A 20,747-nucleotide genomic window follows, 5' to 3' on the forward strand; every position below is an offset into this window, starting at 1 on the left:
CGCTTCGCGTGGTCGACGCGACCGCCGGGACCCACAAGCGCCGGCCCCGACGGTTCGGTCGAACTCAGCTCAGATAGCCCAGAAACCAGAGGATCAGGATGATCGGCAGCGGGATTCCGATCAGCCAGAGCAATCCGCCTTTGAACATGGTGTCCTCCTGCAGTCGCGCAGCGGAGTAACCCGCGGCGCGAACGCGAGGTTCCATCCCGGCAAGGCCTGGCTCAAAGCTGGTCCTTCTGGTCGGTGATCAGGCGGGCGCCGCGCTGGAAGGTGGCGAAGTCCCACGCCCACTTGAAGGCGACGGCGATGCGGTGCCGCGCTCCGATGAGGAAGTAGATGTGGGCGACGCACCACAGCAGCCAGGCCGCGAAGCCGCGCATGTTCATGAACGGCAACTGCACCACGGCGGCCTTGCGCCCGATCGTGGCGAAGTCGCCCTGATGCTTGTAGGCGAACGGCGGCGGCGGAACGGCCTCTCGGGCCCGGCAGGCGATGACGTCCGCGACGTAGGCGCCCATCTGCTTGGCGGCGGGCGCGACGCCGGGCACGGGCTGGCCGTTTGGACGCATCACAGCGGCGGTGTCGCCGATGACGAAGATATCGGGTTGGCCGGGCACGGACAGGTCGGGGCCCACGACGACGCGGCCGGCGCGGTCGCGCTCCGCGCTGATCCACTCGCCCGCCGGCGAGGCGACGACGCCGGCCGCCCAGACGATCGTCGCGGCGTCGAGCCGGCCGCTTTCGAGGTCGACGCCGGCGGCGTCGCAGTTGGTGACGCGTGTGTTCACGCGCACGTCGACGCCCATCTTCTCGAGCGCCGTCTTGGTGTAGTTCGACAGATCCTCGGGGAAGGCTGGCAGCACGCGCGGGCCGGCCTCGATCAGGATGACCTTGGCGGTACGCGGATCGATCAGCCGGAAATCGGCCGGCATCACCTTCTTCGCCACCTCGACGATCGCGCCCGCCAGCTCCACGCCGGTCGGTCCGGCGCCGACGATCGCGAAGGTCAGCAGCCGCTCGCGCTCGGCCGGGTCGGCGGCGAGCTCGGCGCGCTCGAAAGCCATCAGCAACCGCCGGCGGATGACGGTCGCGTCCTCGATCCGCTTCATGCCCGGCGCGACCGGGGCCCAGTCGTCGCGGCCGAAATAGGAATGTGTCGCGCCGGTCGCGAGCACCAACTCGTCGTAGGGCAGCGTGACGGTGTCCGCGACGACCTTCCGGTTCGCGACGTCGACGCTCGTGACGGCGCCGAGCAGAACGCGGGCGTTGGCCTGGTCCTTCAGCACATGGCGGATCGGCCACGCGATGTCGGCCGGCGACAGCTCGGCGGTCGCGACCTGGTACAGCAGCGGCTGGAAGCAGTGGTAGTTGTGCCGGTCGAGCACGGTCACGTCCACGTCCGCCTTGGCGAGCCCGCGGGCGACCGTCAGGCCGCCGAAACCGGCGCCGACGATCACCACCTTGCGGCGGCGCTTCGGGGTTTCGGGAACGGGAGTCGTGTCGGTCATGAGGAGCGCATCCTTTTCGACTGGTCTGGCTGCTTGTCTAGCACGCTTCCAGTTCGCGCCGGCCGTCCCGGCGCCGCGACCATGTGACGTCTCGGGGGCCGGCCGCGATTTGCAATCGCGCTCGCCTTCCCCCATCTGTGACGCCGACAGCGCCGCCGCATCGAGGACAATCGCATGACGTTCGCAGCCGGGGCTACGCCCGCCGCCGCCACTGACGGCCTGATCGTCGCCACCACCACGCAGAGCTTCATGACCGACGTGGTGCAGGCCTCGAACGCCGTGCCGGTGCTCGTGGACTTCTGGGCGCCGTGGTGCGGGCCGTGCCGGCAGTTGACCCCCGTGCTGGAAAAGGTGGTTAAGGCCGCGCAAGGCAAGGTTAAGCTTGCGACAATGAACATCGACGAGCACCCGGCGATCGCGGGCCAGCTCGGCATCCAGTCGATCCCGGCCGTCATCGCCTTCACCCGCGGCCAGCCGGTCGACGGCTTCATGGGCGCGCTTCCCGAAGCGCAGGTGAAGGCCTTCGTCGAGCGTCTCGTGGGCGGCGCGGTCGGCGACGAAGAGGCCGACGTGCTTGCGGAGGCCGAGGCCGCGCTCGAGGCCGGCGACTCCGCCTTCGCCGCCGAGGCCTTCGCCGCCATCCTCGCCGAGGAGCCGGACAACCTCGCGGCGCTTGCCGGCCTCGCCAAAGTCCGGCTCGCCATGGGCGATCTCGAAGGCGCCAAGGGCATGCTCGCCGCGGTCCCGCCCGCCAAGGCCTCCGATCCCGCGATCGCCGGCGTGCAGGCCCAGATCGATCTCGCCGAGAAGGCCGCCGCCGTCGGCGACCTCGCTCCGCTCGAGGCGCGGATCGCCGCCGATCCGCTCGACCACCAGGCCCGCTTCGACCTCGCGGTCGGTCTCGCCGCCGCCGGCTACCGCAAGGAGGCCGTCGCCCACCTGCTGGAGATCGTCCGCAAGGACCGCGCCTGGAACGACGACGGCGCGCGCAAGGAGCTCGTCGGGCTGTTCGAGGCCTGGGGGCCGAAGGACGAGCACACGATCGCGGGCCGAAAGCGCCTGTCGTCGCTGCTGTTCTCGTGACAGGTTAGGCCATGGCCTCCAACGTCATCTACCACAAGATCGACGAACTGCCGGGCGTGATCCCGGTGTTCCCCCTGCGCGCCGCGCTGCTGCTGCCGCGGGGCGAGATGCCGCTCAACGTCTTCGAGCCGCGCTACCTCGCCATGATCGAGGACGCCCTCCGCGGCGGCCGCATCATCGGGCTGATCCAGCCCGATCCCGAGGAGGCCGAGGACGCCGAGCGGCCCCTGCTGGTGCAGGTCGGCTGCGCCGGGCGGCTGACCGCCTTCGCCGAGACCGGCGACGGTCGCTACCTCGTGACCTTGACCGGGGTCGCGCGCTTCCGCCTGGCCGAAGAGCTGAAGGTCAAGACGCCCTACCGTCAGGTGCGCGCGGCGTTCGAGGAGTTTGCGATCGACCTCGCGCCGGGCGAAGGCCAGGAGGACGTCGACCGCGAGGCGTTGCTCAAGACGCTGAAGGACTATCTGGCCGCCAACAATCTCGAGGCGGACTGGGACGGCATCCGCCGCGCCCCCAACGAGGCGCTGGTCAACGCGCTCGCGATGATGAGCCCGTTCGGGCCGCGCGAGAAGCAGGCGCTGCTTGAAGCTTCGGATCTCAAGGCCCGCGCTGAGATCCTGGTCGCCGTGACCGAGATGGAGCTGGCCCGTGCGCGCGGCGACGCGAGCTCGTCCCTGCAATGACCGACGCGACCGAAGACGCCCGCCGCCCGAGCGGGGTCGATCCGAAGCTGCTCGAGATCCTGGTCTGCCCGCTGACCAAGGCGACCCTGACCTACGACGCCGAGCGGCAGGAGCTGATCTCGAAGCCGGCCAAGCTCGCCTATCCGATCCGCGACGGCATCCCGATCATGCTGCCCGACGAGGCGCGCCCGATCGAGGATTGACGTTCGGCGGGGACATCATGCCTGCGGCTTTCGTCATGGTCCGGCTTGACCGGACCATCCATGTCTGGCGTCAAGCTCGACGCCCACGATGGGTCCTCCGGTCAAGCCGGAGGACGACGAGGTTCCTTCGGCGAGCCTCACTGTGAGTCAAGACCGTGGGCGTCAGAGCCCTGAGGCCGCCTCCACGATCCGGCGCTTGAGGCCGGGGGCGCGGTCGACCAGCCCCATCCCGACGTCGCGGGCCGCGCGGGTCGCCTCGTGTCCGAACAGGCGGTAGAGCGCATCCGTCGTGGCGGCGACGCTCGCGACGTCGAAGCGGCGCGCGCCTTCGTAGCGGGCGAGCGTCGCCGGCGAGCCGAGGTCTTCGCCCGCCCGCGCCGCCGTCGCCAGGATCGTCGTCAGGGCCATGACGTCGCGCAGGCCGATGTTGAGCCCCTGACCGGCGAGCGGATGCACCACATGGCCGGCGTCGCCGACCAGCGCCACGCGGTCGCCGACGAAGCTGCGCGCGAGCAGGAAGCGCAGGGGGAAGGCGCCGCGGGAACCGGCGAGCCGGATCGCGCCGTAGTCCGGTCCCGCCCGGCGTTCGACCTCGCGCAGGAAGCTCGCGTCGTCTGACGCGGCCACGGTGCGCGCCGCGTCCCGGCGCTCGCTCCACACCAGCGAGGAGCGGTTTCCGCCAAGCGGCAGCATGGCGAAGGGCCCGCCGGGCAGGAAATGCTGAACCGCGACGCCGCCGTGCGGCGCGTCGTGCTCCAGCGTCGCGACGAGCGCGACGTGATCGTAGGGGAAGGCGTGGGCGGCGATGCGCGCCCGCGTCCTGACGGCCGAGGCGGCCCCGTCGGCCCCGATCAGGACGGCCGCCCGGACGGGCTCATGGCCGTCGAACGCGAGCGTCACGCCGCCCGCCGACGCCGCGTGCGCGCGCAGGGCCAGCGGCGCCAGCGCGATTCCGGCGACCTCCGCCCGGGACCGCAGCGCCGCGCGCAGCTCGGCGTCGAACGCCATATGCGCGAAGGGCTCGTCGTCGGCGCGCTCCCCGAGTTCGAGGAACGTCGGGCGGATGGCGTCGTCGAGGCGGCTGTCGGTGATGCGGAGCCCCGCGACCGGCGCGGCGGAGGCAGGCCAGGCGCCGAGCCGCTCGAACAGGCGGCGGCCGTCGGCCGCGATCATCGAGGCGCGGCCGTCGTCCCGGACCGGGCGGTCGAGCGCGGGATCGACGACGACGACCCGCAGGCGCGGCCCCAGTTCGTCGACGAGAGCGAGCGCCAGCGCGAGGCCGGCGACGCCGGCGCCGGCGATCGCGACATCGAACGGCGGGGAGGGGCGGTTGATCATTGCCTATCTCTAGCGCGTCGTCCGGCGAAGCTGAACCGCCTTGGTGGCGGATGCAGGTCGTCCCACTCGCCGCGCCACCACCGCGCAGAAAACCCGCGCTCTGGGCTGCGGTGGAGGGAAAGGACGTGGCGATGCACACCTTTGTCCCGTCCGGTCGCGCGGCGGACCGATCTGCCGGGTTGACGCGCGGGGCGGGGCGGCGATGCTCGACCGCACGCCAAGGGAGTCCGCATGTCCGCCGTCGACGAACTGCTCACGATCCTCGATCTCGAAACGCTGGAGCGCAACCTGTTCCGCGGCCGGAGCCCGCAGACGAACTGGCAGCGCGTGTTCGGCGGGCAGGTGGTCGGGCAGGCGCTGGTCGCCGCGACCCGCACGGTGGACGGCCGGCCGCCGCATTCGCTGCACGGCTACTTCATGCGGCCGGGCGATCCGAAGGCGCCGATCATCTACGAGGTCGATCCGATCCGCGACGGCCGCAGCTTCGTGACGCGCCGGGTCAACGCCATCCAGCACGGCAAGGCGATCTTCTCCATGGCCGCCTCGTACCACCTCGACGAGGAGGGCTTCGAGCATCAGATGGACATGCCCGACGTGCCCCGGCCGGACCAGTTGCCGAGCGAGCAGACGCTCAAGGAGCGGCTGATGCCGACGATGCCGGAGGCGATCCGGCTTTACTTCGAACGCGAGCGTCCGATCGAGCTGCGGCATGTGGACCCAATGCGCTTTCTCGACGGCAAGCCGCGGCCGCCGTTCCAGAGCGTGTGGATCCGGACCACCGGGCCGCTGCCGGACGCCGCCGCGATCCACCAGTGCGTGCTCGCCTACGCCTCCGACATGACGCTGCTCGACACCGCGCTGGTCGCCCATGGCGGCACGGTGTTCTCCGGCGAGATCCAGGCGGCGAGCCTCGACCACGCGCTGTGGTTTCATCGGCCGTTCCGGGCGGACCAGTGGCTTCTTTACACCCAGGACAGCCCCTTCGCCGGCGGGGCGCGCGGGTTCACCCGGGGCCGCATCTACACGGAGGCCGGGGAGCTGGTGGCGTCGGTGGCTCAAGAGGGGCTGATCCGCCGGCGCAGGCCAGATTGAGCGCTAACTTGCTTATTTCCTATGCGTGGCCATGTGACGGCCCAAATTGAATGCTCAGAAAATATACATTCAGTCCAAAAAATAATCATTGATGCAGCGGCGCGCACGGCACGCGAGCGGCGCACGCCTGCTTCGCGTTCGGAATCAAGCTGTTCCGGGCTTCGCCGCGAGTTGGCACGACCCTTGAATTCATGGCGCCGGCGAGGCCCGGCGGCGGCGTATCCGTTTTTTCCGCGTCTCGAACCACGCAACTGTCGATCGACCGAATGGGCCTTTCTGGAAGGCGCGAGAGGTCGGTGGGCCAACGGGGAAGCGACGCATGAAACTCGTGATGGCCATCATCAAGCCGTTCAAGCTGGACGAGGTGCGCGACGCCCTCACCGGCATCGGCGTTCACGGCCTGACCGTCACCGAAGTGAAGGGTTACGGACGCCAGAAGGGGCACACCGAAATCTATCGCGGCGCGGAGTACGCCGTGAGCTTTCTGCCGAAGCTGAAGATCGAGGTCGCGGTCGCCGCGGGCTCGGTCGACAAGGTCGTGGAGGCGATCGCCGCCGCCGCGAAGACCGGCCAGATCGGCGACGGAAAGATCTTCGTCTACTCGATCGACCAGGCGGTGCGCATCCGCACCGGCGAGACCGACGGCGACGCGCTCTGAGCCGCGGTCGACGCCCTAATCCTTTCACGATGTCTTCGGGAGTTTGCTCGATGAAACTCGGTTCCGTGCTCCGCTGGGGAGCGCCAGCCCTGACCGCCGGATTGATGATGGCCGTCGCGGCCTACGCGCAGGACGCCGCGGCGCCCGCCGCCGAGGCCGCCGCGCCGGCGGCGCCGACGCCCAACAAGGGCGATACGGTGTGGATGCTGCTGTCCACCGTCCTCGTGCTGCTGATGACCGTTCCTGGCCTCGCGCTGTTCTACGGCGGTCTCGTGCGCACCAAGAACATGCTGTCGGTGCTGATGCAGGTGTTCGTCATCACCTCGCTCGTGATGGTGATCTGGCTCGTCTACGGCTACAGCCTCGCCTTCACCGACGGCGGATCGCTGAACTCCTTCGTCGGCGGTTTCTCGAAGGCGTTCCTGTCGGGCGTCGACGTGACCACCACCGTCGAGAGCTTCTCGCGCGGCGTCGTGATTCCTGAAATCGTGTTCGTCTGCTTCCAGATGACCTTCGCGGCGATCACGCCGGCCCTGATCGTCGGCGCCTTCGCCGAGCGCATCAAGTTCTCGGCCCTGCTCCTGTTCACGGTGCTCTGGGTGACGTTCATCTACTTCCCGATGGCCCACATGGTCTGGTGGTGGCCTGGACCGGAGTTCGCCGCGACGAACCCCGCTGAGGCGACCGTCGCCGGCGCCGGCCTGATCTGGTCCTTCGGCGCGATCGACTTCGCCGGCGGCACCGTCGTGCACATCAACGCCGGCATCACCGCGCTTGTCGGCGCGCTGGTCCTCGGCCCCCGCATCGGCTTCGGCAAGGAGGCGATGCCGCCTCACTCGCTGACGCTCACGCTCGTCGGCGCCTCGCTCCTGTGGGTCGGCTGGTTCGGCTTCAACGCCGGGTCGAACCTCGAGGCCAACGGCTACGCCGCCCTCGCGATGCTGAACACCTTCGCTGCCACCGCCGCGGCTGTGCTCGGCTGGATGTTCGTGGAGTGGATGACCAAGGGACATCCGAGCCTGCTCGGCGCGGTCTCGGGCGCGATCGCCGGCCTCGTGGCCGTCACCCCGGCCGCCGGTTTCGCCGGCCCGATGGGATCCCTCGTGCTCGGCGCGGCCGCAGGCATCATCTGCTTTATCGCCTGCACCAGCGTTAAGAACGCGCTCGGCTACGACGACAGCCTGGACGTCTTTGGCGTGCACTGCGTCGGCGGCATCGTCGGGGCGATCGCGACCGGTATCCTGGTGAACCCGGCCCTCGGCGGCGCCGGCATCGTCGACTACACGCTCGACAACGGCGCCGGCACCGCAGGCGCCTACGTCTTCGGCGCCCAGATCATCGCCCAGCTCAAGGGCGTGGGCGTCACGATCCTGTGGTCCGGCATCGGCTCCTTCATCATCTACAAGATCGTGGACCTGATCGTCGGTCTGCGGGTCACGCAGGAGAAGGAGCGCGAAGGCCTCGACGTCACCGAGCACGGCGAGCGCGCCTACAACATGTGATCCTGGCGCCGGGGCTCCACGCGGAACCCCCGACGTCAATCTTCAGGGGGTCCCGGTTCGCCGGGGCCCCTTTTCGTTTGCGGTTACGGACCAGCGGTTTAACCCGCTCCGCTGCGCGTCCGGATCGTCTTTCCGCGTTGCGGGTAAGGCCCCCTTAACCCTCCGCTCTTAACCTTTGGGGAAAGGATCGACGCCTTGTCGGTCGAGCGTTCATGAGGGTTGCGTCGTTCATGCCGGTGCGAAGCGGGAACGGTGACGCGGCGGTCCAGGCCGCCCGCGCGATCGCGTCGCGCGTCTCCGGCGGCCGGAGGCCGCGGTGACGATGCGGACGCTGAGGACGACCCGGCCGCGCGGCTTCCAGCCGGTCGCGGTGCTGCCCGAGAGCCTGCGCGAGACGCTGCTGCGGCGGGCGACCGAGCTCGGCGGCCTTCTTCTGGTCGCCCTCGGCGCGCTGGCGGCGGTGGCGCTCGCCACCTGGTCGGCGCTCGATCCCAGCCTGAGCCACGCCACCGACGCCCCGGTCCACAACGCCCTCGGAGCGGCCGGCGCCGTCGTCGCCGATCTCCTGACGCAGCTGTTCGGCCTCGCCGCCGCGGCCTTCGTGCTGCCGGTCGCGATCTGGGGCTGGCGGTTGCTCACCCACCGCGCCATCGCCCGCGAGCGGCTGAAGCTCGCGGCCTGGCCGGTCGCGGCCATGCTGCTCGCCGGCTTCTGCGGCCTGATGCCGACCACCGCGGGCTGGCCGTTGCCGGCCGGCCTCGGCGGGGTGCTCGGCGACCTGTTCGCGCTCGCCGCCGATTCGCTGGGCATGACCGCGGGCGTCGGCCGCTGGGCCGCCGCCGGCGTGCTGGCGCTTGCGGGCGCCGGGACCTTCGCGGTCGCGATCGGCCTGCTCGCGCCGCGCGACGACGACGGCCTGCCGGCGACGGACGCCGCCCGCCGCGCCGCGAAGCAGGGCTCGCTCGAGCGCGCGGAGCCGGTGATGTCGCGCGAGCCGCGCCGCCAGGCCCCGCCCGTGACGGCCGACCGCGACGAGGTAGGTGACGACGACGAGGAGGACGACGATCGCCGGCTGATCTCGCTCGGCCTGCTGACGCATTGGGCGCTCTCGGCCAAGGCCGCGGTCGGCCGGACCTTCGCGCGCCGCTCTTCGGACGACGCCGACGACGAACGCGCGCTGTCGCGCATCCTCGCCCGCGCGGCGGAGGACGACGGCGACGGCCCGATCCCGGCGCGGCGGGAGCCCGCTTTCGCGGGGGCGGAAGCCGGAGACCGCATGCGCCGCGAGCCTGCGCTTGGCCCCGGCGTGCTCGGCGGCGCGCCGCAGCAGCTTGTCGCGGAGCGGCCGGCCGGCCGCGTCGCCCCGGCGCCGACGGCCCCTCGGCCCGGCCGCCGTCTCGCCCGCGAGGCGCAGCCCTCGCTGCTCGACCGCGACGGCTACGAACTGCCGCCGCTCACGCTGCTCGCGGAGCCGAAGAAAGGCGTCGCGCCGCAGGTCAGCGCGGAGGCGCTGGAGCAGAACGCCCGCATGCTGGAGGAGGTGCTGCAGGACTACGGCGTCCGCGGCCAGATCATCAACGTGAAGCCGGGCCCGGTGGTCACGCTCTACGAGCTCGAGCCTGCGCCCGGCATCAAGTCGAGCCGCGTCATCGGCCTCGCCGACGACATCGCCCGCTCCATGAGCGCGGTCGCGGCCCGCGTCGCCGTCATCCCCGGCCGCAACGCCATCGGCATCGAGCTGCCGAACGCGCGCCGCGAGACCGTGTATCTGCGCGAACTGCTGGCCTCGGCCGACTTCGAGAAGGCCAAGATGCGGCTGCCGCTCTGCCTCGGCAAGACGATCGGCGGCGAGCCGGTGATCGCCGAGCTCGCGCGCATGCCGCATCTGCTCATCGCCGGCACCACCGGCTCGGGCAAGTCGGTCGCCATCAACACCATGATCCTGTCGCTGCTCTACCGGCTGAAGCCGGAGGAGTGCCGCCTGATCATGATCGACCCCAAGATGCTGGAGCTGTCGATCTATGACGGCATCCCCCATCTGCTGACGCCCGTCGTCACCGATCCGAAGAAGGCGGTGGTCGCGCTGAAATGGGCGGTCCGGGAGATGGAGGACCGCTACCGCAAGATGTCGAAGCTCGGCGTCCGCAACATCGACGGCTTCAACGCCCGCGCCGAGCAGGCCCTCGCCAAGGGCGAGGCCATCACCCGCACGGTCCAGACCGGCTTCGACAAGGACACCGGCGAGGCGATCTACGAGCAGGAGGTGATGGAGATCGGGAAGCTGCCCTACATCGTCGTCATCGTCGACGAGATGGCCGACCTGATGATGGTCGCGGGCAAAGAGATCGAGGGCGCGATCCAGCGCCTGGCGCAGATGGCGCGCGCCGCCGGCATCCACATAGTTATGGCGACGCAGCGGCCGTCCGTCGACGTGATCACCGGCACGATCAAGGCGAACTTCCCGACCCGCATCTCCTTCCAGGTGACGTCCAAGATCGACAGCCGCACCATCCTCGGCGAGATGGGCGCGGAGCAGCTGCTCGGTCAGGGCGACATGCTGCACATGGCCGGCGGCGGCCGCATCAGCCGCGTCCACGGCCCGTTCTGCTCGGACGGCGAGGTCGAGGACATCGTCGCGCATCTGAAGGCGCAGGGGCAGCCCGACTATCTCGACGCGGTGCTGGCCGAGGACGACGAGGACGCCCTGGGCGAGGACGGCGCGGTGTTCGACAAGGGCGCGTTCGGCGACGAGAGCGCGGACGTCTACGACCAGGCGGTCGCCGTTGTGCTGCGCGACAAGAAGTGCTCGACCTCCTACATCCAGCGCCGGCTGCAGATCGGCTACAACCGCGCCGCCTCGCTGGTGGAGCGGATGGAGAAGGAGGGCGTGGTCGGCCCCGCCAACCACGCCGGCAAGCGCGAGATCCTGCTGGAAGGCGCCGACCGCGACGACGACGCGGCGTGAGCGGCGGAGCGCGCCGCCCCGCCGGCGCGTCCACAGAGCCTTCGCCATCATCCCTACGCCCGCGGCGTCGTGGTCCGGCTTGACCGGACCACCCATGCGGCCTCGAGCTTGGCCTCGCCTATGGGTCCTCCGGTCGAGCCGGAGGACGACGGTGGAGGGTGGCGCGGCCGCGTCCTTAGCGGCCCTACTCGTCCTCCGTCAGCCTCGACATCACCGACTGCGGATCGCTCAGAAACCGCTTGTAGAGCCGCACATGGTTGAGCTCGTGGTAGGCGCGCCGCACGGGTCCGTCCGGTCCGAGCTCGTAGATCAGGGCGCCGGGGATCGCCATCAGCAGCGGCGAATGGGTGGCGATCACGAAGCGGGCGCCGTCGCGGGCCAGCGCGATGATCCGCGCGATCACCTCGAGCTGGGTTTCCGGGGCGAGCGCGGCCTCCGGCTCGTCCATCAGATAGATTCCGCCCGGACGGAAGCGCATGTCTATGAGATGGATCACCGACTGCCCGTGAGACATCTCGTGCAGGTCGCGATCGCCGTAGAGGTCGGAAATTTCAAGGCGGCGGATTTCGGTCGCGAGCGCGTGGAAGGCGTCGGCTCGATAGAAATAGCGCGGGGTGTTGCGGCGGATGCGGCGGGGGAGCCGCATGGCCTTGTGGAGGTCTGACAGGGTGTTCGTGGCGTCGAACTGGAAGTTCGGCGAGCCGCCCTCCGGATTGCAGCCGATCTGCGCCGCGATCGCCTCCATCAACGTGGACTTGCCCGAGCCGTTCGCGCCGACGAACGTCACCACGGGCGCGTCGAGGTCGATCTCGTCGACGCCGGCGATCGCCGGCAGGTTGAACGGGTAGACGTCGCGGTCCACGACGCGGTCCCAGTCGATGCGCAGCGAAAGCAGCATGAACGCCTCCCGGCCCGCAGAGTGAACGCGAAGCCGCGGCGCCGAAACCTCAAACCGCCACGAACGCGCCCTACATCGTCCGGCGAGCCGGCGCGACCGGGCGTGAGCCCGGGATCGACGCCTGACCCGATTATCTGCCGACGCGCGCGGTCCGGAGCGCGTCCCTGACGAGGTGCCTTTCGCCGATGACAGCCCGCCTGTTCGCCGCCCTTCTGGCCGCCGCCTCCTTCGCCGCGCCGGCGCTTGCGCAGCAGCAGGCGGCTCCGGTGGACGCGCTGCCGCCGCCCGGCCTTTCCGGCGCGCAGCCGGCCGCCGCCAATCGCGGGGTGCCCGTAGGCCGGCTCGACGCCGCCCAGCGCGCGACGCTCTCCCGCGTTAACGAGTATTTCAACGCGATCCAGACGCTGGTGGCGAAGTTCGAGCAGGTCGGGCCGGACGGCCGGCGCACCACCGGCACGGTCTATGTCGACAAGCCCGGCAAGATCCGGTTCCAGTACGACCGGCCGAGCCCGCTCGAGATCATCGCCGACGGCAACTCGGTCGCGGTGCGCAACAGCAAGCTGAACACGCAGGACCTCTATCCCCTCAGCCAGACGCCGCTGCGCTTCCTGCTGCAGGACCGCATCAACCTGCTGACCGACGCCAACGTGCTCGGCGTGTTCCAGGAGCCGGAGCTCGTCTCGGTGATCTTGGAGGAAAAGCGCGCCATCGGCGGCAAGGCGCAGCTCCAGCTCATGTTCGGCGGCCCGAACTACCAGCTTCAGAGCTGGACGGTGACCGACGCGCAGGGTGGAGAGACGACGGTCGCGCTCTCCGACCTCGACACTGGCCGCAAGCCGGACCCGCGGATTTTCCGCATCAACCGCCAGGGCGTGAGCCGCGGCGGGCCGAAGTGAACCCGGAACGAAAAGATTTCGCGGGTCCGTAATATCACGCATACGTGCCCTTGACGGTCGCCCGCTGCGGGGCCATTTCGGTGCTTGAGCGAGGCTTCTGCGACACAGGTCGCGTTCCCCCCGTCGCGCCTTTCGCGGGGTCTCGTGGCGCCGGCCAACTGCGCCGGTGTAAAGCGCGTCAAGCGCGGGCGTCCGACCTTTCCCCCGGGGTCGGACGCCTTTTTTTGTCGTGCCGACGGCCCGGATCGCCTACACGGACGGCTCTCTCCTCCGCTGTTCGGCGCCAGTCCCCATGCCCATCCGCATCGCCACCTGGAACATCAACTCCGTGCGCCTGCGCATCGGGCTGGTCGAGAAGCTCGTACGCGAGCATGCGCCGGACGTGCTGTGCCTGCAGGAGACCAAGTGCCCCGACGACAAGTTCCCGCTCTCCGACGTGCGCAAGCTCGGCTATGAGCACGTCGCGATGCACGGGCAGAAGGGCTACCACGGCGTCGCCACCTTCTCGCGGCTGCCGTTCGTAACGACGGCGCGCGAGCGCTGGGCGGACAAGGACGACGCCCGGCACCTCGCCACCACCTTCGCGGCCGGGCCGCTGGAGGGCGTCACGCTGCACAACTTCTATGTGCCGGCCGGCGGCGACGAGCCCGATCCGATCATCAACCCGAAATTCGCGCACAAGCTGCAGTTCCTGAAGGAGCTGACCGACTGGTCCGCGCGGATCGCCGACACCGGCGGCCGGATCCTCGTCGGCGACCTCAACATCGCGCCGCATCCGGACGACGTCTGGAGCCACAAGCAGCTGCTCAAGATCGTCAGCCACACCCCGGTCGAGACCGAGGGCATGGACGCGATGCGCCTCGCCGGCCGCTGGGTGGACGCGGTACGCGCCCACGTGCCCTACCCCGAGAAGCTCTATTCCTGGTGGAGCTACCGGGCCGCGGACTGGAACGCCGCCGACAAGGGGCGCCGGCTGGACCACATCTGGGCGAGCGCGGACGTCGCCGCCCGCACCACCTCGGTCGAGACGCTGCGCGACGCCCGCGGCTGGGAGCGTCCGTCCGACCATGTGCCGGTGATCGTCACGATCGCCTGAGAGGCGCGGACGCCTACTCCGCGGCGTCCTGACCGGCCGCGCCCTGCCCGGCCCCCCCGAAGCGACGGGCGACGTAGTCCTCGACGATCGCCTTGAACTCGGCGACGAGGTTCGGGCCGCGGAGCGTCTTGACCTTCTTGCCGTCGATGAACACCGGCGCGGTCGGGACCTCGCCGGTGCCGGGCAGCGAGATGCCGATGTCGGCGTGCTTGGATTCGCCCGGCCCGTTCACGATGCAGCCCATGACCGCGACGTTCAGCGCCTCCGCGCCGGGGTAGCGCGTCTTCCACTCCGGCATGCGCTCGACGATGTAGCTCTGCACGTCCTGGGCGAGCTCCTGGAACACCGTCGAGGTGGTGCGGCCGCAGCCGGGGCAGGCGGCCACGAGCGGCACGAAGGTGCGGAAGCCCATGGTCTGCAGGATTTCCTGCGCGACCTTGACCTCAAGCGTGCGATCGCCGCCGGGCTCGGGCGTCAGCGAGATCCGGATCGTGTCGCCGACGCCCTGCTGCAGCAGGACGCCGAGCGCGGCCGAAGAGGCCACGATGCCTTTCGAGCCCATGCCCGCCTCGGTGAGGCCGAGATGGAGCGCGTAGGACGAGCGGCGCGCGAGCTCGAGATAGACCGCGATCAGGTCCTGCACCGCCGAGACCTTCGCCGACAGGATGATCCTGTCGCGGCCGAGCCCCAGCTCCTCGGCGCGGGCGGCGGAGAGCAGCACCGAGCGGATCAGCGCCTCGCGGGTCACCTCGCGCGCGTCCTTCGGCTGGGCCGCGGCGGCGTTCTCGTCCATCAGCGCGGTCATCAGCTCGCCGTCGAGCGAACCCCAGTTGCCGCCGATGCGGACCGGCTTGTCGTTTTTCGCCGCGATCTCGATGATCTGGGCGAAGTGCTTGTCCTTCTTGGCGCCGAACCCGACGTTGCCAGGGTTGATGCGGTACTTCGCCAGCGCCTCGGCGCAGGCCGGGTGCTCCGAGAGCAGCGTGTGGCCGATGTAGTGGAAGTCGCCGACGAGCGGCGTCGTTATCCCGCGCGCGGCGAGCCGGTCGCGGATGTGCGGCACGGCGGCGGCCGATTCCGCGCGGTCAACCGTGATGCGCACCAGCTCCGAGCCCGCGCGCGCCAGCGCCGCGACCTGGGCGACGGTGCCGTCGATGTCGGCGGTGTCGGTGTTGGTCATCGACTGCACGACGACCGGCGCGCCGCCGCCGACGGCGACCTCGCCGACCCGCACCGCGTGCGACGCCCGCCGTCCGGAGAGCGCGGACGGGCAGGAGACCGGGACGGCGGCGGCGGGGGCGTTCATCTCAGGATGTCCTCAGGACACGGCGGTCTTGGCTTCGTTCTTGGCTTCGGTTTGGCAGTGCGCGCAGTCGCCGGCGATCTCGATCACGGGCGCGCGGGCGTGGAAGCCGGCGGCGCGCGCCAGCGCCTCGAGCGCCGCGGAGAAGCCGGGCGACGACGCCTCGCCCACGGCGCCGCAGCGCTCGCAGATCAGGAACACCACCGGCTCGGAGCCGCCCGCGCCGTGCTCGTGGTTGCAGGCGACGAAGGCGTTGCGGCTCTCGATGCGGTGGGCGAGGCCGTGCGCCAGCAGGAAGTCGAGCGCGCGGTAGACGGTGATCGGGGCCGGCGCCCGCTCGCCGGCGCGCGTCACCCGCTCGATCACCTCGTAGGCCCCGGCCGGCGCGTGGTCCGCGGCCAGCGCCTCGAGCACGCGGCGGCGCATGTCGGTCAGCCGCGCCCCGCGCGCCGAGCACAGCCGTTCGGCGCGCGCGATCACGTCCTGCGCGCAGGCGTCATGGTCGTGGCCCGGCGCGGCGAAAGGCTCGGCGTGGGAATGCGAATGGGTCATCGGCGCGCTCCTCTTAGCACGATTGGCCGACGTTCGCGCGACGTATGACGCACCGTTGCGGAGCCGCCGGGCCTGCGCCAATTGTGGTCGCGGCGCCGCGGCGGCGTCGCAGGGAGGCAGAAGCATGCTCGAGGGCAAGACTGCGGTCGTCACCGGCTCCACCAGCGGAATCGGGCTTGCGATCGCGCGCGCGTTCGCGTCCTCCGGAGCCAAGGTCGTGATCAACGGCCTCGGCGACAAGGACGCGATCGAGGCGACGCGGGCGAGCGTCGCCGACGAGTTCGGCGTCGAGGTCGCCTACGATCCCGCCGACATGCTGAAGCCCGCCGAGATCGCCGGCATGATCCGCGGCGCGGAGGAGCGCTTCGGCGCGGTCGACATCCTCGTCAACAACGCCGGCATCCAGTATGTGGCGCCGGTCGACGAGTTCCCGGACGACAAGTGGGACCAGATCATCGCGATCAACCTGTCGTCGGCCTTCCACGCCACCAAGGCGGCGCTGCCCGGCATGAAGCGCAAGGGCTGGGGGCGGGTGATCAACACCGCCTCGGCGCACGCGCTGGTGGCTTCGCCCTACAAGTCGGCCTATGTCGCCGCGAAGCACGGGATCGCCGGCTTCACCAAGTCGGCCGCGCTCGAGGTCGCGCAGGCGAAGATCACCGTCAACGCGATCTGTCCGGGCTATGTCTGGACGCCGCTGGTCGAGGCGCAGATCCCCGACACCATGAAGGCGCGGGGCATGACCGAGGAAGAGGTCAAGCGCGACGTGCTGCTCGCGGCCCAGCCGACCAAGGAGTTCGTGACGGTCGACCAGGTCGCCGCCTTCGCGCTGTTCCTGTGCTCGGACGCCGCCGCGAACATCACCGGCGCGGTGCTGTCCATGGACGGCGGCTGGACCGCGGCGTGACGTCCGGAAGCGGTTTTCCGCCCGGCTCTTAGCCCTTCCGAAACCCGGCGAGCGGATGCTTCCCGCGGCGTCGAGGCGGGGGACGGAGCGGGTGGCGACAGGCGAAGCGACGGGCATTGCGATCGTCGGCTGCGGCTATGTGGCGGACTATTACCGCCAGTGCCTCGGCCTGCACGACGGCGTGCTGCGTCTCACCGGGGTCTGGGACCATGATCCGGCGCGGCTCACAGCCTTCTCGTCGTGCTGGGGCGACCGCGCCTACCGCTCGATGGACGATCTGCTGGACGACCGGAGCTGCGCGCTCGTCGTCAACCTGACGACGCCCGAGAGCCACGCCGAGGTCACCGCGCAGGCGATCGCCGCCGGCCGTCACGTCTATTCCGAGAAGCCGCTCGGCATGACGCTCGCCGAGGCCGAGCGCATGCGCGCGGCGGCCCGCGAGGCCGGGGTGCGGCTCTCCGCCGCGCCGTGCAACGTGCTGGGCGAAAGCGCGCAGACGGCGTGGTCGGCGGTGCGCCGGGGCGCCGTGGGGCGCGTCGCGCTGGCCTACGCCGAGCTCGACGACGGCATGATCCACCGCGCCGACTACCGGAGCTGGATCAGCCGCAGCGGGCGTCCCTGGCCTGCTCGCGGGGAGTTCGAGACCGGCTGCACCTTCGAGCACGCCGGCTACGCGATCACGGTGTTCGCGGCGATGTTCGGCCCGGTCAGGCGGGTGACGGCGTTCTCCTCGCTGCTGATCGCGGACAAGCGCACCGATCCGCCGCTGCCGCATCCGGCGCCGGACTTCTCGGTCGGCTGCCTCGAGTTCGACGGTGGCGTGGTCGCCCGGATCACCAACTCGATCGTCGCGCCTTACGACCACCGCATGCGGATCATCGGCGAAGATGGGACGCTCGAAATCAAGGAGCCCTGGGATTACGCTTCGCCCGTGCGCCTTCGCAAGGCGGCGCAGGGGCGCCTCGGGCGGCTCATGGAGCGCCGCTTCGGCGGCGCGCTCGCCAGCCGCATCGCCCCGGTGCGCGCGACGCCGTTCCGCGGCGGCCGCGGCAAGCCGACGATGGACTTCATGCGTGGTGTCGCGGAGCTCGCCTCCGCGGTGGCGTCCGGCCGCAATCCGCGGCTCGACGAGGATTTCGCGGTTCACGTCACCGAGGTCACCGAGATGCTGCAGCACCCCGAGCGGTTCGAGCGGCCGGCGACGGTGCGGTCGAGCTTCGCGCCGATCGCGCCGATGGATTGGGCGGGATGAGCGAGCCGGCCCCGCTGTCCGCCAGATTGAGCACCTGTTCGTTCCGCGGCGACGTCGAGGCCTGCCGCGCCCTGTGCGAGAGCGTCGACCGCTTCGTGCCGGAGGCGATCGAGCACTGGCTGATCGTGCCGAAGAAAGACATGCCGCTGTTCGCGCCGCTCGCGGGCGGCCGCCGGCGCGTCGTGGCCGAGGACGCCTTCCTGCCGCGCGGCTTCTTCAAGGCGCCGATGCCGCCGCAGCGCTATCGTCGGATTCTGAGGCTGCCGCGCCGCAACGTCTATCTCACGCCGTTCAGCCCGCCGGTGCGCGGCTGGATCGCGCAGCAGATGATGAAGATCGCCGCCACCGCCGCGGCGACCACGGACATCGTGGTGCATGTCGACAGCGACAACGCCTTCATCCGCCCGCTGACCCTCGGGCATCTCGCCCGCGACGGCCGCGTGCGGCTCTACCGCGACCCCGAGCCGGCCGCGAGCGAAGGCCACAGGCTGTGGCACGCGGCGGCGGGGCGCCTGCTCGGCCTGCCGCCGAGCGACTTCTACGACGCCGAATACATCGACGCGCTGGTGGTGTGGCGGCGCTCGGCGCTCGTCGCGATGACCCGGCGGATCGAGGCGACCATGGGCGTGTCGTGGCAGGTCGCGCTCTCCCGTACGCCGCACTTCGCGGAGTACGTCCTCTACGGGGTGCACGCCGACAAGGTGACGGGGTTCGACGCGGCCGGCGTTTACCCCGAGCCGCGCTCGCTGTGCCACTCGCGCTGGACCGGCGACTTCGCGGGGCCGGCCGACGAGGCCGCCTTCGTGCGCGGCGTCCGGCCGGCCCACGTCTCGTGCCTGATCCAGTCCACCATCGACCTGTCGCTCGACCGCCGGCTCGACATCTACCGCCGGGTCGAGGCGGAGGCGGCACGTCAGGACCGGGCCGGACTGGCCTGAGCGGCGTTCAACCTCGCGCCCGCTTCCCGCCGTCGTTCTCGTGGCGGTAGATCGGATAGAGGCGTCCGAAGGACAGCTTGCCGAGCACGCCGGCGAAGCGGAAGCCGTGGTCGGTCCAGGCCTCCCGACCGCGCAGCGCCGCGACCGGCGTCGCGAGAGCCATCAGGACCGCCTGCACGGCGGCCTTGGCGCGGATCGCCCAGCGCGTCGCGAACGGCGACGGCGAGGCGCGCGCGACGGCCGCGGCGAAGGCCTGGCCGCCGGCGTAGAGCCTGCGCCTGAGATAGCCGACGTCGCAGCGCCGCGCCGGCACCTCCTCCGACACCCGCGCGCTCGGCAGCCATCCGAAACGGAACCCCTGCGCCTGAAGCTGGCACAGCAGGTCGTAGTCCTCGCCGCCGGCGTTGCCGAAGGCCTCGTCGAAGCGAGCTTCGCGGAACGCCGCGGTGCGGAAGAACGAGTTGTTGGTCGCGAGCGTGATGCCGGGCGTCTTGCGCGGCCCCATGGCGAACAGCTCCGCGCCCGCCGGCGCGGCGAGCCCGCGCGAGAACAGCGCGCGGATCGCGGCCGTGGTGCGCTCCGGCGCCTCGAACACCGGCGTCACGGGCCCGAACAGCACGTCGTGGTCATGGGTCGCGACGCCGTGCAGCGCCTGCGCCAGCCAGTCGCTGTCGACCTGCTGGTCGTCGTCGAGGAAGGCGATGACGGGACCCGTCGCGGCCGCGACGCCAGCGTTGCGCGCCACCGAGATGTTCGGCGGATGGGCCTCGATGTAGACGATCGGGAACGGGCTCCGCGCCGCCTCGGCCGCGACGATCGCCTCGGCGGAGCGGTCGTCGCTGTTGTCGACCACGATCAGCTCGACGCGGACGCCGTCCGGCGCGCGCTGGGCGATGACGCTGTCGAGGGCGCGGCGCAGGGGCTCGGCGCGCCTGTAGGTGCAGACGATGATCGAAAGATCGGCGGTCATGCTCTGGCGGTCTGTGCTCGATCGGGAGGGGCGCCGACGCCCGAGCCCTTCGCGCGCCAGGGTTCGCTGCAGACCCGGCGGATCAGCGCGTGAATTCCTTGAGATAGAGTCTCAAAATCCGGGGACTGTCCACCAGGTAGCGGCGCCACAGCCGGCGCGGCTCGCTGGCGAGGCGGAACAGCCACTCCATGCCGATGCGGGACAGCCAGGCCGGCGCGCGCTTCCGGCGGCCGGTGAGGAACTCGACGCCCGCGCCGATGCAGAGCCCGACGCCCGTCGCCTCGCCGCGGCGGCGCAGGTCCTCGGCGAGGAGCTCCTGCTGGGGCGAGCCGACGGCGAGGAACACGTAGCGCGACGGGTTGGATTCGACGAAGGCGACGGTCTGGTCGAAGGCGAGGCGGTCCGAGAGCAGCCGCATGGGCGCCTCGAAATGCCGCGCGGCGGTCAGGCAGGCTTTCGTCACCAGCGCGTCGAACGTTTCGGTGTCGCCGCCGACCAGCAGCACTGGGGAGCTTCTGTCGAACCGCGGATCGCCGAGCAGCTCGATCACGAGATCCGCGCCGGGGGTCGCCGGAAGCTCGACGCGGCGCGACTTCGCCAGGAAGTGGACCACCCGGCTGTCGTTGACGCAGAGCCACGCCTGGGAATAGGCGCGCGCGATCGCGGGGTCGCCCTCGGCGAGCCGCACCACGTGAGCGGAGTTGGGCGTGACCAGAGCGGCGAAGGGCGCCTCCGCGGGCCGCTCCAGCAGCCGGCTCACGACCGCGTCCATCTCCAGCGGATCGTAGTCGACGCCGAGGAAGCGGGTGCGCGGCGGATCGTTCGGCGTCAGCGTCATGCGGCGCGCCGCCGCTCGCGCGGCGCGGCCGGCGTGAGCCGCGTGGGGTGATCAGGTCGGACGGT

20 protein-coding genes are annotated in these 20,747 nt (G+C 70.8%); 12 read left to right on the forward strand and 8 right to left on the reverse strand.

The genetic code is table 11. The features are described from left to right. Positions 1-64: 64 nt before the first annotated feature. Positions 65-205 carry a hypothetical protein gene (locus PKE78_RS18170; RefSeq protein WP_271202336.1) on the reverse strand — a complete coding sequence of 47 codons (141 nt, stop codon included), beginning with the start codon at positions 203-205 and terminating at the stop codon, positions 65-67. A 16-nt stretch (positions 206-221) separates the two neighbouring features. Continuing rightward, a complete protein-coding gene (locus PKE78_RS18175; protein WP_271202337.1) occupies positions 222-1,508 on the reverse strand; it encodes an NAD(P)/FAD-dependent oxidoreductase in 1,287 nt (428 codons plus the stop codon). Between the two features lie 174 nt (positions 1,509-1,682). Between PKE78_RS18175 and trxA the strand changes: the two genes are divergently transcribed. The 3 genes from trxA to PKE78_RS18190 are packed head-to-tail and all read left to right on the forward strand — an operon-like array spanning position 1,683 to position 3,477. Next, a complete protein-coding gene (gene trxA, locus PKE78_RS18180) occupies positions 1,683-2,591 on the forward strand; it encodes a thioredoxin (protein WP_271202338.1) in 909 nt (302 codons plus the stop codon). Between the two features lie 11 nt (positions 2,592-2,602). Next, complete coding sequence (locus PKE78_RS18185; RefSeq protein ID WP_271202339.1) at positions 2,603-3,274, forward strand: LON peptidase substrate-binding domain-containing protein; 672 nt, start codon at positions 2,603-2,605, stop codon at positions 3,272-3,274. Continuing rightward, positions 3,271-3,477 (forward strand): Trm112 family protein, encoded by a 207-nt coding sequence (locus tag PKE78_RS18190; protein WP_271202340.1) that lies wholly within the window; start codon positions 3,271-3,273, stop codon positions 3,475-3,477. The genes PKE78_RS18185 and PKE78_RS18190 overlap by 4 nt, the downstream gene beginning before the upstream one ends. A 162-nt stretch (positions 3,478-3,639) precedes the next feature. Here the strand turns inward: PKE78_RS18190 and PKE78_RS18195 are convergent, their stop codons facing one another. Then, positions 3,640-4,815 carry an FAD-dependent monooxygenase gene (locus tag PKE78_RS18195; RefSeq protein ID WP_271202341.1) on the reverse strand — a complete coding sequence of 392 codons (1,176 nt, stop codon included), beginning with the start codon at positions 4,813-4,815 and terminating at the stop codon, positions 3,640-3,642. A gap of 231 nt (positions 4,816-5,046) precedes the next feature. Between PKE78_RS18195 and tesB the strand changes: the two genes are divergently transcribed. From tesB to PKE78_RS18215, 4 genes are all read left to right on the forward strand, one after another. Beyond that, positions 5,047-5,907 (forward strand): acyl-CoA thioesterase II, encoded by an 861-nt coding sequence (tesB, locus tag PKE78_RS18200; RefSeq protein ID WP_271202342.1) that lies wholly within the window; start codon positions 5,047-5,049, stop codon positions 5,905-5,907. 319 nt (positions 5,908-6,226) lie between these two features. Continuing rightward, complete coding sequence (locus PKE78_RS18205) at positions 6,227-6,565, forward strand: P-II family nitrogen regulator (protein ID WP_271202343.1); 339 nt, start codon at positions 6,227-6,229, stop codon at positions 6,563-6,565. A 50-nt stretch (positions 6,566-6,615) separates the two neighbouring features. Then, on the forward strand, positions 6,616-8,067 hold the full coding sequence (locus tag PKE78_RS18210) for an ammonium transporter (protein ID WP_271202344.1): 1,452 nt from the start codon (positions 6,616-6,618) through the stop codon (positions 8,065-8,067). A gap of 322 nt (positions 8,068-8,389) precedes the next feature. Further along, positions 8,390-11,032, forward strand: a complete 2,643-nt coding sequence (locus PKE78_RS18215; protein ID WP_271202392.1) for an FtsK/SpoIIIE family DNA translocase — start codon at positions 8,390-8,392, stop codon at positions 11,030-11,032. Positions 11,033-11,216: 184 nt separating this feature from the next. Here PKE78_RS18215 and PKE78_RS18220 read toward each other — a convergent pair whose 3' ends face one another. Beyond that, positions 11,217-11,930: an AAA family ATPase gene (locus tag PKE78_RS18220; protein WP_271202345.1), complete on the reverse strand. Its 714-nt coding sequence runs from the start codon at positions 11,928-11,930 to the stop codon at positions 11,217-11,219. Positions 11,931-12,115: 185 nt separating this feature from the next. On the opposite strand from PKE78_RS18220, the gene PKE78_RS18225 reads away from it, so the two are divergent. After that, a complete protein-coding gene (locus tag PKE78_RS18225) occupies positions 12,116-12,826 on the forward strand; it encodes an outer-membrane lipoprotein carrier protein LolA (RefSeq protein ID WP_271202346.1) in 711 nt (236 codons plus the stop codon). A 292-nt stretch (positions 12,827-13,118) separates the two neighbouring features. After that, positions 13,119-13,922 (forward strand): exodeoxyribonuclease III, encoded by an 804-nt coding sequence (locus PKE78_RS18230; protein WP_271202347.1) that lies wholly within the window; start codon positions 13,119-13,121, stop codon positions 13,920-13,922. A gap of 13 nt (positions 13,923-13,935) precedes the next feature. On the opposite strand, the gene ispG is transcribed toward PKE78_RS18230, so the two are convergent. Both ispG and PKE78_RS18240 read right to left on the reverse strand, forming a co-directional pair. Beyond that, on the reverse strand, positions 13,936-15,228 hold the full coding sequence (gene ispG / locus PKE78_RS18235) for a flavodoxin-dependent (E)-4-hydroxy-3-methylbut-2-enyl-diphosphate synthase (RefSeq protein WP_271202348.1): 1,293 nt from the start codon (positions 15,226-15,228) through the stop codon (positions 13,936-13,938). 12 nt (positions 15,229-15,240) lie between these two features. Continuing rightward, the gene (locus PKE78_RS18240) at positions 15,241-15,777 is read right to left on the reverse strand and encodes a transcriptional repressor (RefSeq protein ID WP_271202349.1); all 537 of its coding nucleotides are present in this window, start codon (positions 15,775-15,777) and stop codon (positions 15,241-15,243) included. Positions 15,778-15,901: 124 nt separating this feature from the next. On the opposite strand from PKE78_RS18240, the gene PKE78_RS18245 reads away from it, so the two are divergent. The 3 genes from PKE78_RS18245 to PKE78_RS18255 all read left to right on the forward strand — a co-directional run bounded on the left by PKE78_RS18245 (position 15,902) and on the right by PKE78_RS18255 (position 18,874). Beyond that, positions 15,902-16,684: a 3-hydroxybutyrate dehydrogenase gene (locus PKE78_RS18245; RefSeq protein ID WP_271202350.1), complete on the forward strand. Its 783-nt coding sequence runs from the start codon at positions 15,902-15,904 to the stop codon at positions 16,682-16,684. 91 nt (positions 16,685-16,775) lie between these two features. Beyond that, the gene (locus tag PKE78_RS18250; protein WP_271202351.1) at positions 16,776-17,936 is read left to right on the forward strand and encodes a Gfo/Idh/MocA family protein; all 1,161 of its coding nucleotides are present in this window, start codon (positions 16,776-16,778) and stop codon (positions 17,934-17,936) included. Beyond that, positions 17,933-18,874, forward strand: a complete 942-nt coding sequence (locus PKE78_RS18255) for a DUF6492 family protein (protein WP_271202352.1) — start codon at positions 17,933-17,935, stop codon at positions 18,872-18,874. The genes PKE78_RS18250 and PKE78_RS18255 overlap by 4 nt, the downstream gene beginning before the upstream one ends. Before the next feature lie 7 nt (positions 18,875-18,881). Here PKE78_RS18255 and PKE78_RS18260 read toward each other — a convergent pair whose 3' ends face one another. Together PKE78_RS18260 and PKE78_RS18265 are read right to left on the reverse strand one after the other, a co-directional pair. Next, positions 18,882-19,844 carry a glycosyltransferase family 2 protein gene (locus PKE78_RS18260; protein WP_271202353.1) on the reverse strand — a complete coding sequence of 321 codons (963 nt, stop codon included), beginning with the start codon at positions 19,842-19,844 and terminating at the stop codon, positions 18,882-18,884. A gap of 82 nt (positions 19,845-19,926) precedes the next feature. Then, positions 19,927-20,682: a WecB/TagA/CpsF family glycosyltransferase gene (locus PKE78_RS18265; RefSeq protein ID WP_271202354.1), complete on the reverse strand. Its 756-nt coding sequence runs from the start codon at positions 20,680-20,682 to the stop codon at positions 19,927-19,929. Positions 20,683-20,747: the final 65 nt, after the last annotated feature.

It is taken from the genome of Methylopila turkensis (assembly GCF_027922325.1).
GTDB lineage: Bacteria > Pseudomonadota > Alphaproteobacteria > Rhizobiales > Methylopilaceae > Methylopila > Methylopila turkensis.

Coding starts and splice junctions, on each gene's coding strand:
- PKE78_RS18185 (WP_271202339.1), top strand. CDS start 2,603: ATGGCCTCCAACGTCATCTACCACAAGATCGACGAACTGCCGGGCGTG.
- trxA (WP_271202338.1), top strand. CDS start 1,683: ATGACGTTCGCAGCCGGGGCTACGCCCGCCGCCGCCACTGACGGCCTG.
- PKE78_RS18255 (WP_271202352.1), top strand. CDS start 17,933: ATGAGCGAGCCGGCCCCGCTGTCCGCCAGATTGAGCACCTGTTCGTTC.
- PKE78_RS18195 (WP_271202341.1), bottom strand. CDS start 4,815: ATGATCAACCGCCCCTCCCCGCCGTTCGATGTCGCGATCGCCGGCGCC.
- PKE78_RS18190 (WP_271202340.1), top strand. CDS start 3,271: ATGACCGACGCGACCGAAGACGCCCGCCGCCCGAGCGGGGTCGATCCG.
- PKE78_RS18260 (WP_271202353.1), bottom strand. CDS start 19,844: ATGACCGCCGATCTTTCGATCATCGTCTGCACCTACAGGCGCGCCGAG.
- tesB (WP_271202342.1), top strand. CDS start 5,047: ATGTCCGCCGTCGACGAACTGCTCACGATCCTCGATCTCGAAACGCTG.
- PKE78_RS18175 (WP_271202337.1), bottom strand. CDS start 1,508: ATGACCGACACGACTCCCGTTCCCGAAACCCCGAAGCGCCGCCGCAAG.
- ispG (WP_271202348.1), bottom strand. CDS start 15,228: ATGAACGCCCCCGCCGCCGCCGTCCCGGTCTCCTGCCCGTCCGCGCTC.
- PKE78_RS18230 (WP_271202347.1), top strand. CDS start 13,119: ATGCCCATCCGCATCGCCACCTGGAACATCAACTCCGTGCGCCTGCGC.
- PKE78_RS18265 (WP_271202354.1), bottom strand. CDS start 20,682: ATGACGCTGACGCCGAACGATCCGCCGCGCACCCGCTTCCTCGGCGTC.
- PKE78_RS18215 (WP_271202392.1), top strand. CDS start 8,390: ATGCGGACGCTGAGGACGACCCGGCCGCGCGGCTTCCAGCCGGTCGCG.
- PKE78_RS18220 (WP_271202345.1), bottom strand. CDS start 11,930: ATGCTGCTTTCGCTGCGCATCGACTGGGACCGCGTCGTGGACCGCGAC.
- PKE78_RS18225 (WP_271202346.1), top strand. CDS start 12,116: ATGACAGCCCGCCTGTTCGCCGCCCTTCTGGCCGCCGCCTCCTTCGCC.
- PKE78_RS18170 (WP_271202336.1), bottom strand. CDS start 205: ATGGAACCTCGCGTTCGCGCCGCGGGTTACTCCGCTGCGCGACTGCAG.
- PKE78_RS18240 (WP_271202349.1), bottom strand. CDS start 15,777: ATGACCCATTCGCATTCCCACGCCGAGCCTTTCGCCGCGCCGGGCCAC.
- PKE78_RS18210 (WP_271202344.1), top strand. CDS start 6,616: ATGAAACTCGGTTCCGTGCTCCGCTGGGGAGCGCCAGCCCTGACCGCC.
- PKE78_RS18245 (WP_271202350.1), top strand. CDS start 15,902: ATGCTCGAGGGCAAGACTGCGGTCGTCACCGGCTCCACCAGCGGAATC.
- PKE78_RS18205 (WP_271202343.1), top strand. CDS start 6,227: ATGAAACTCGTGATGGCCATCATCAAGCCGTTCAAGCTGGACGAGGTG.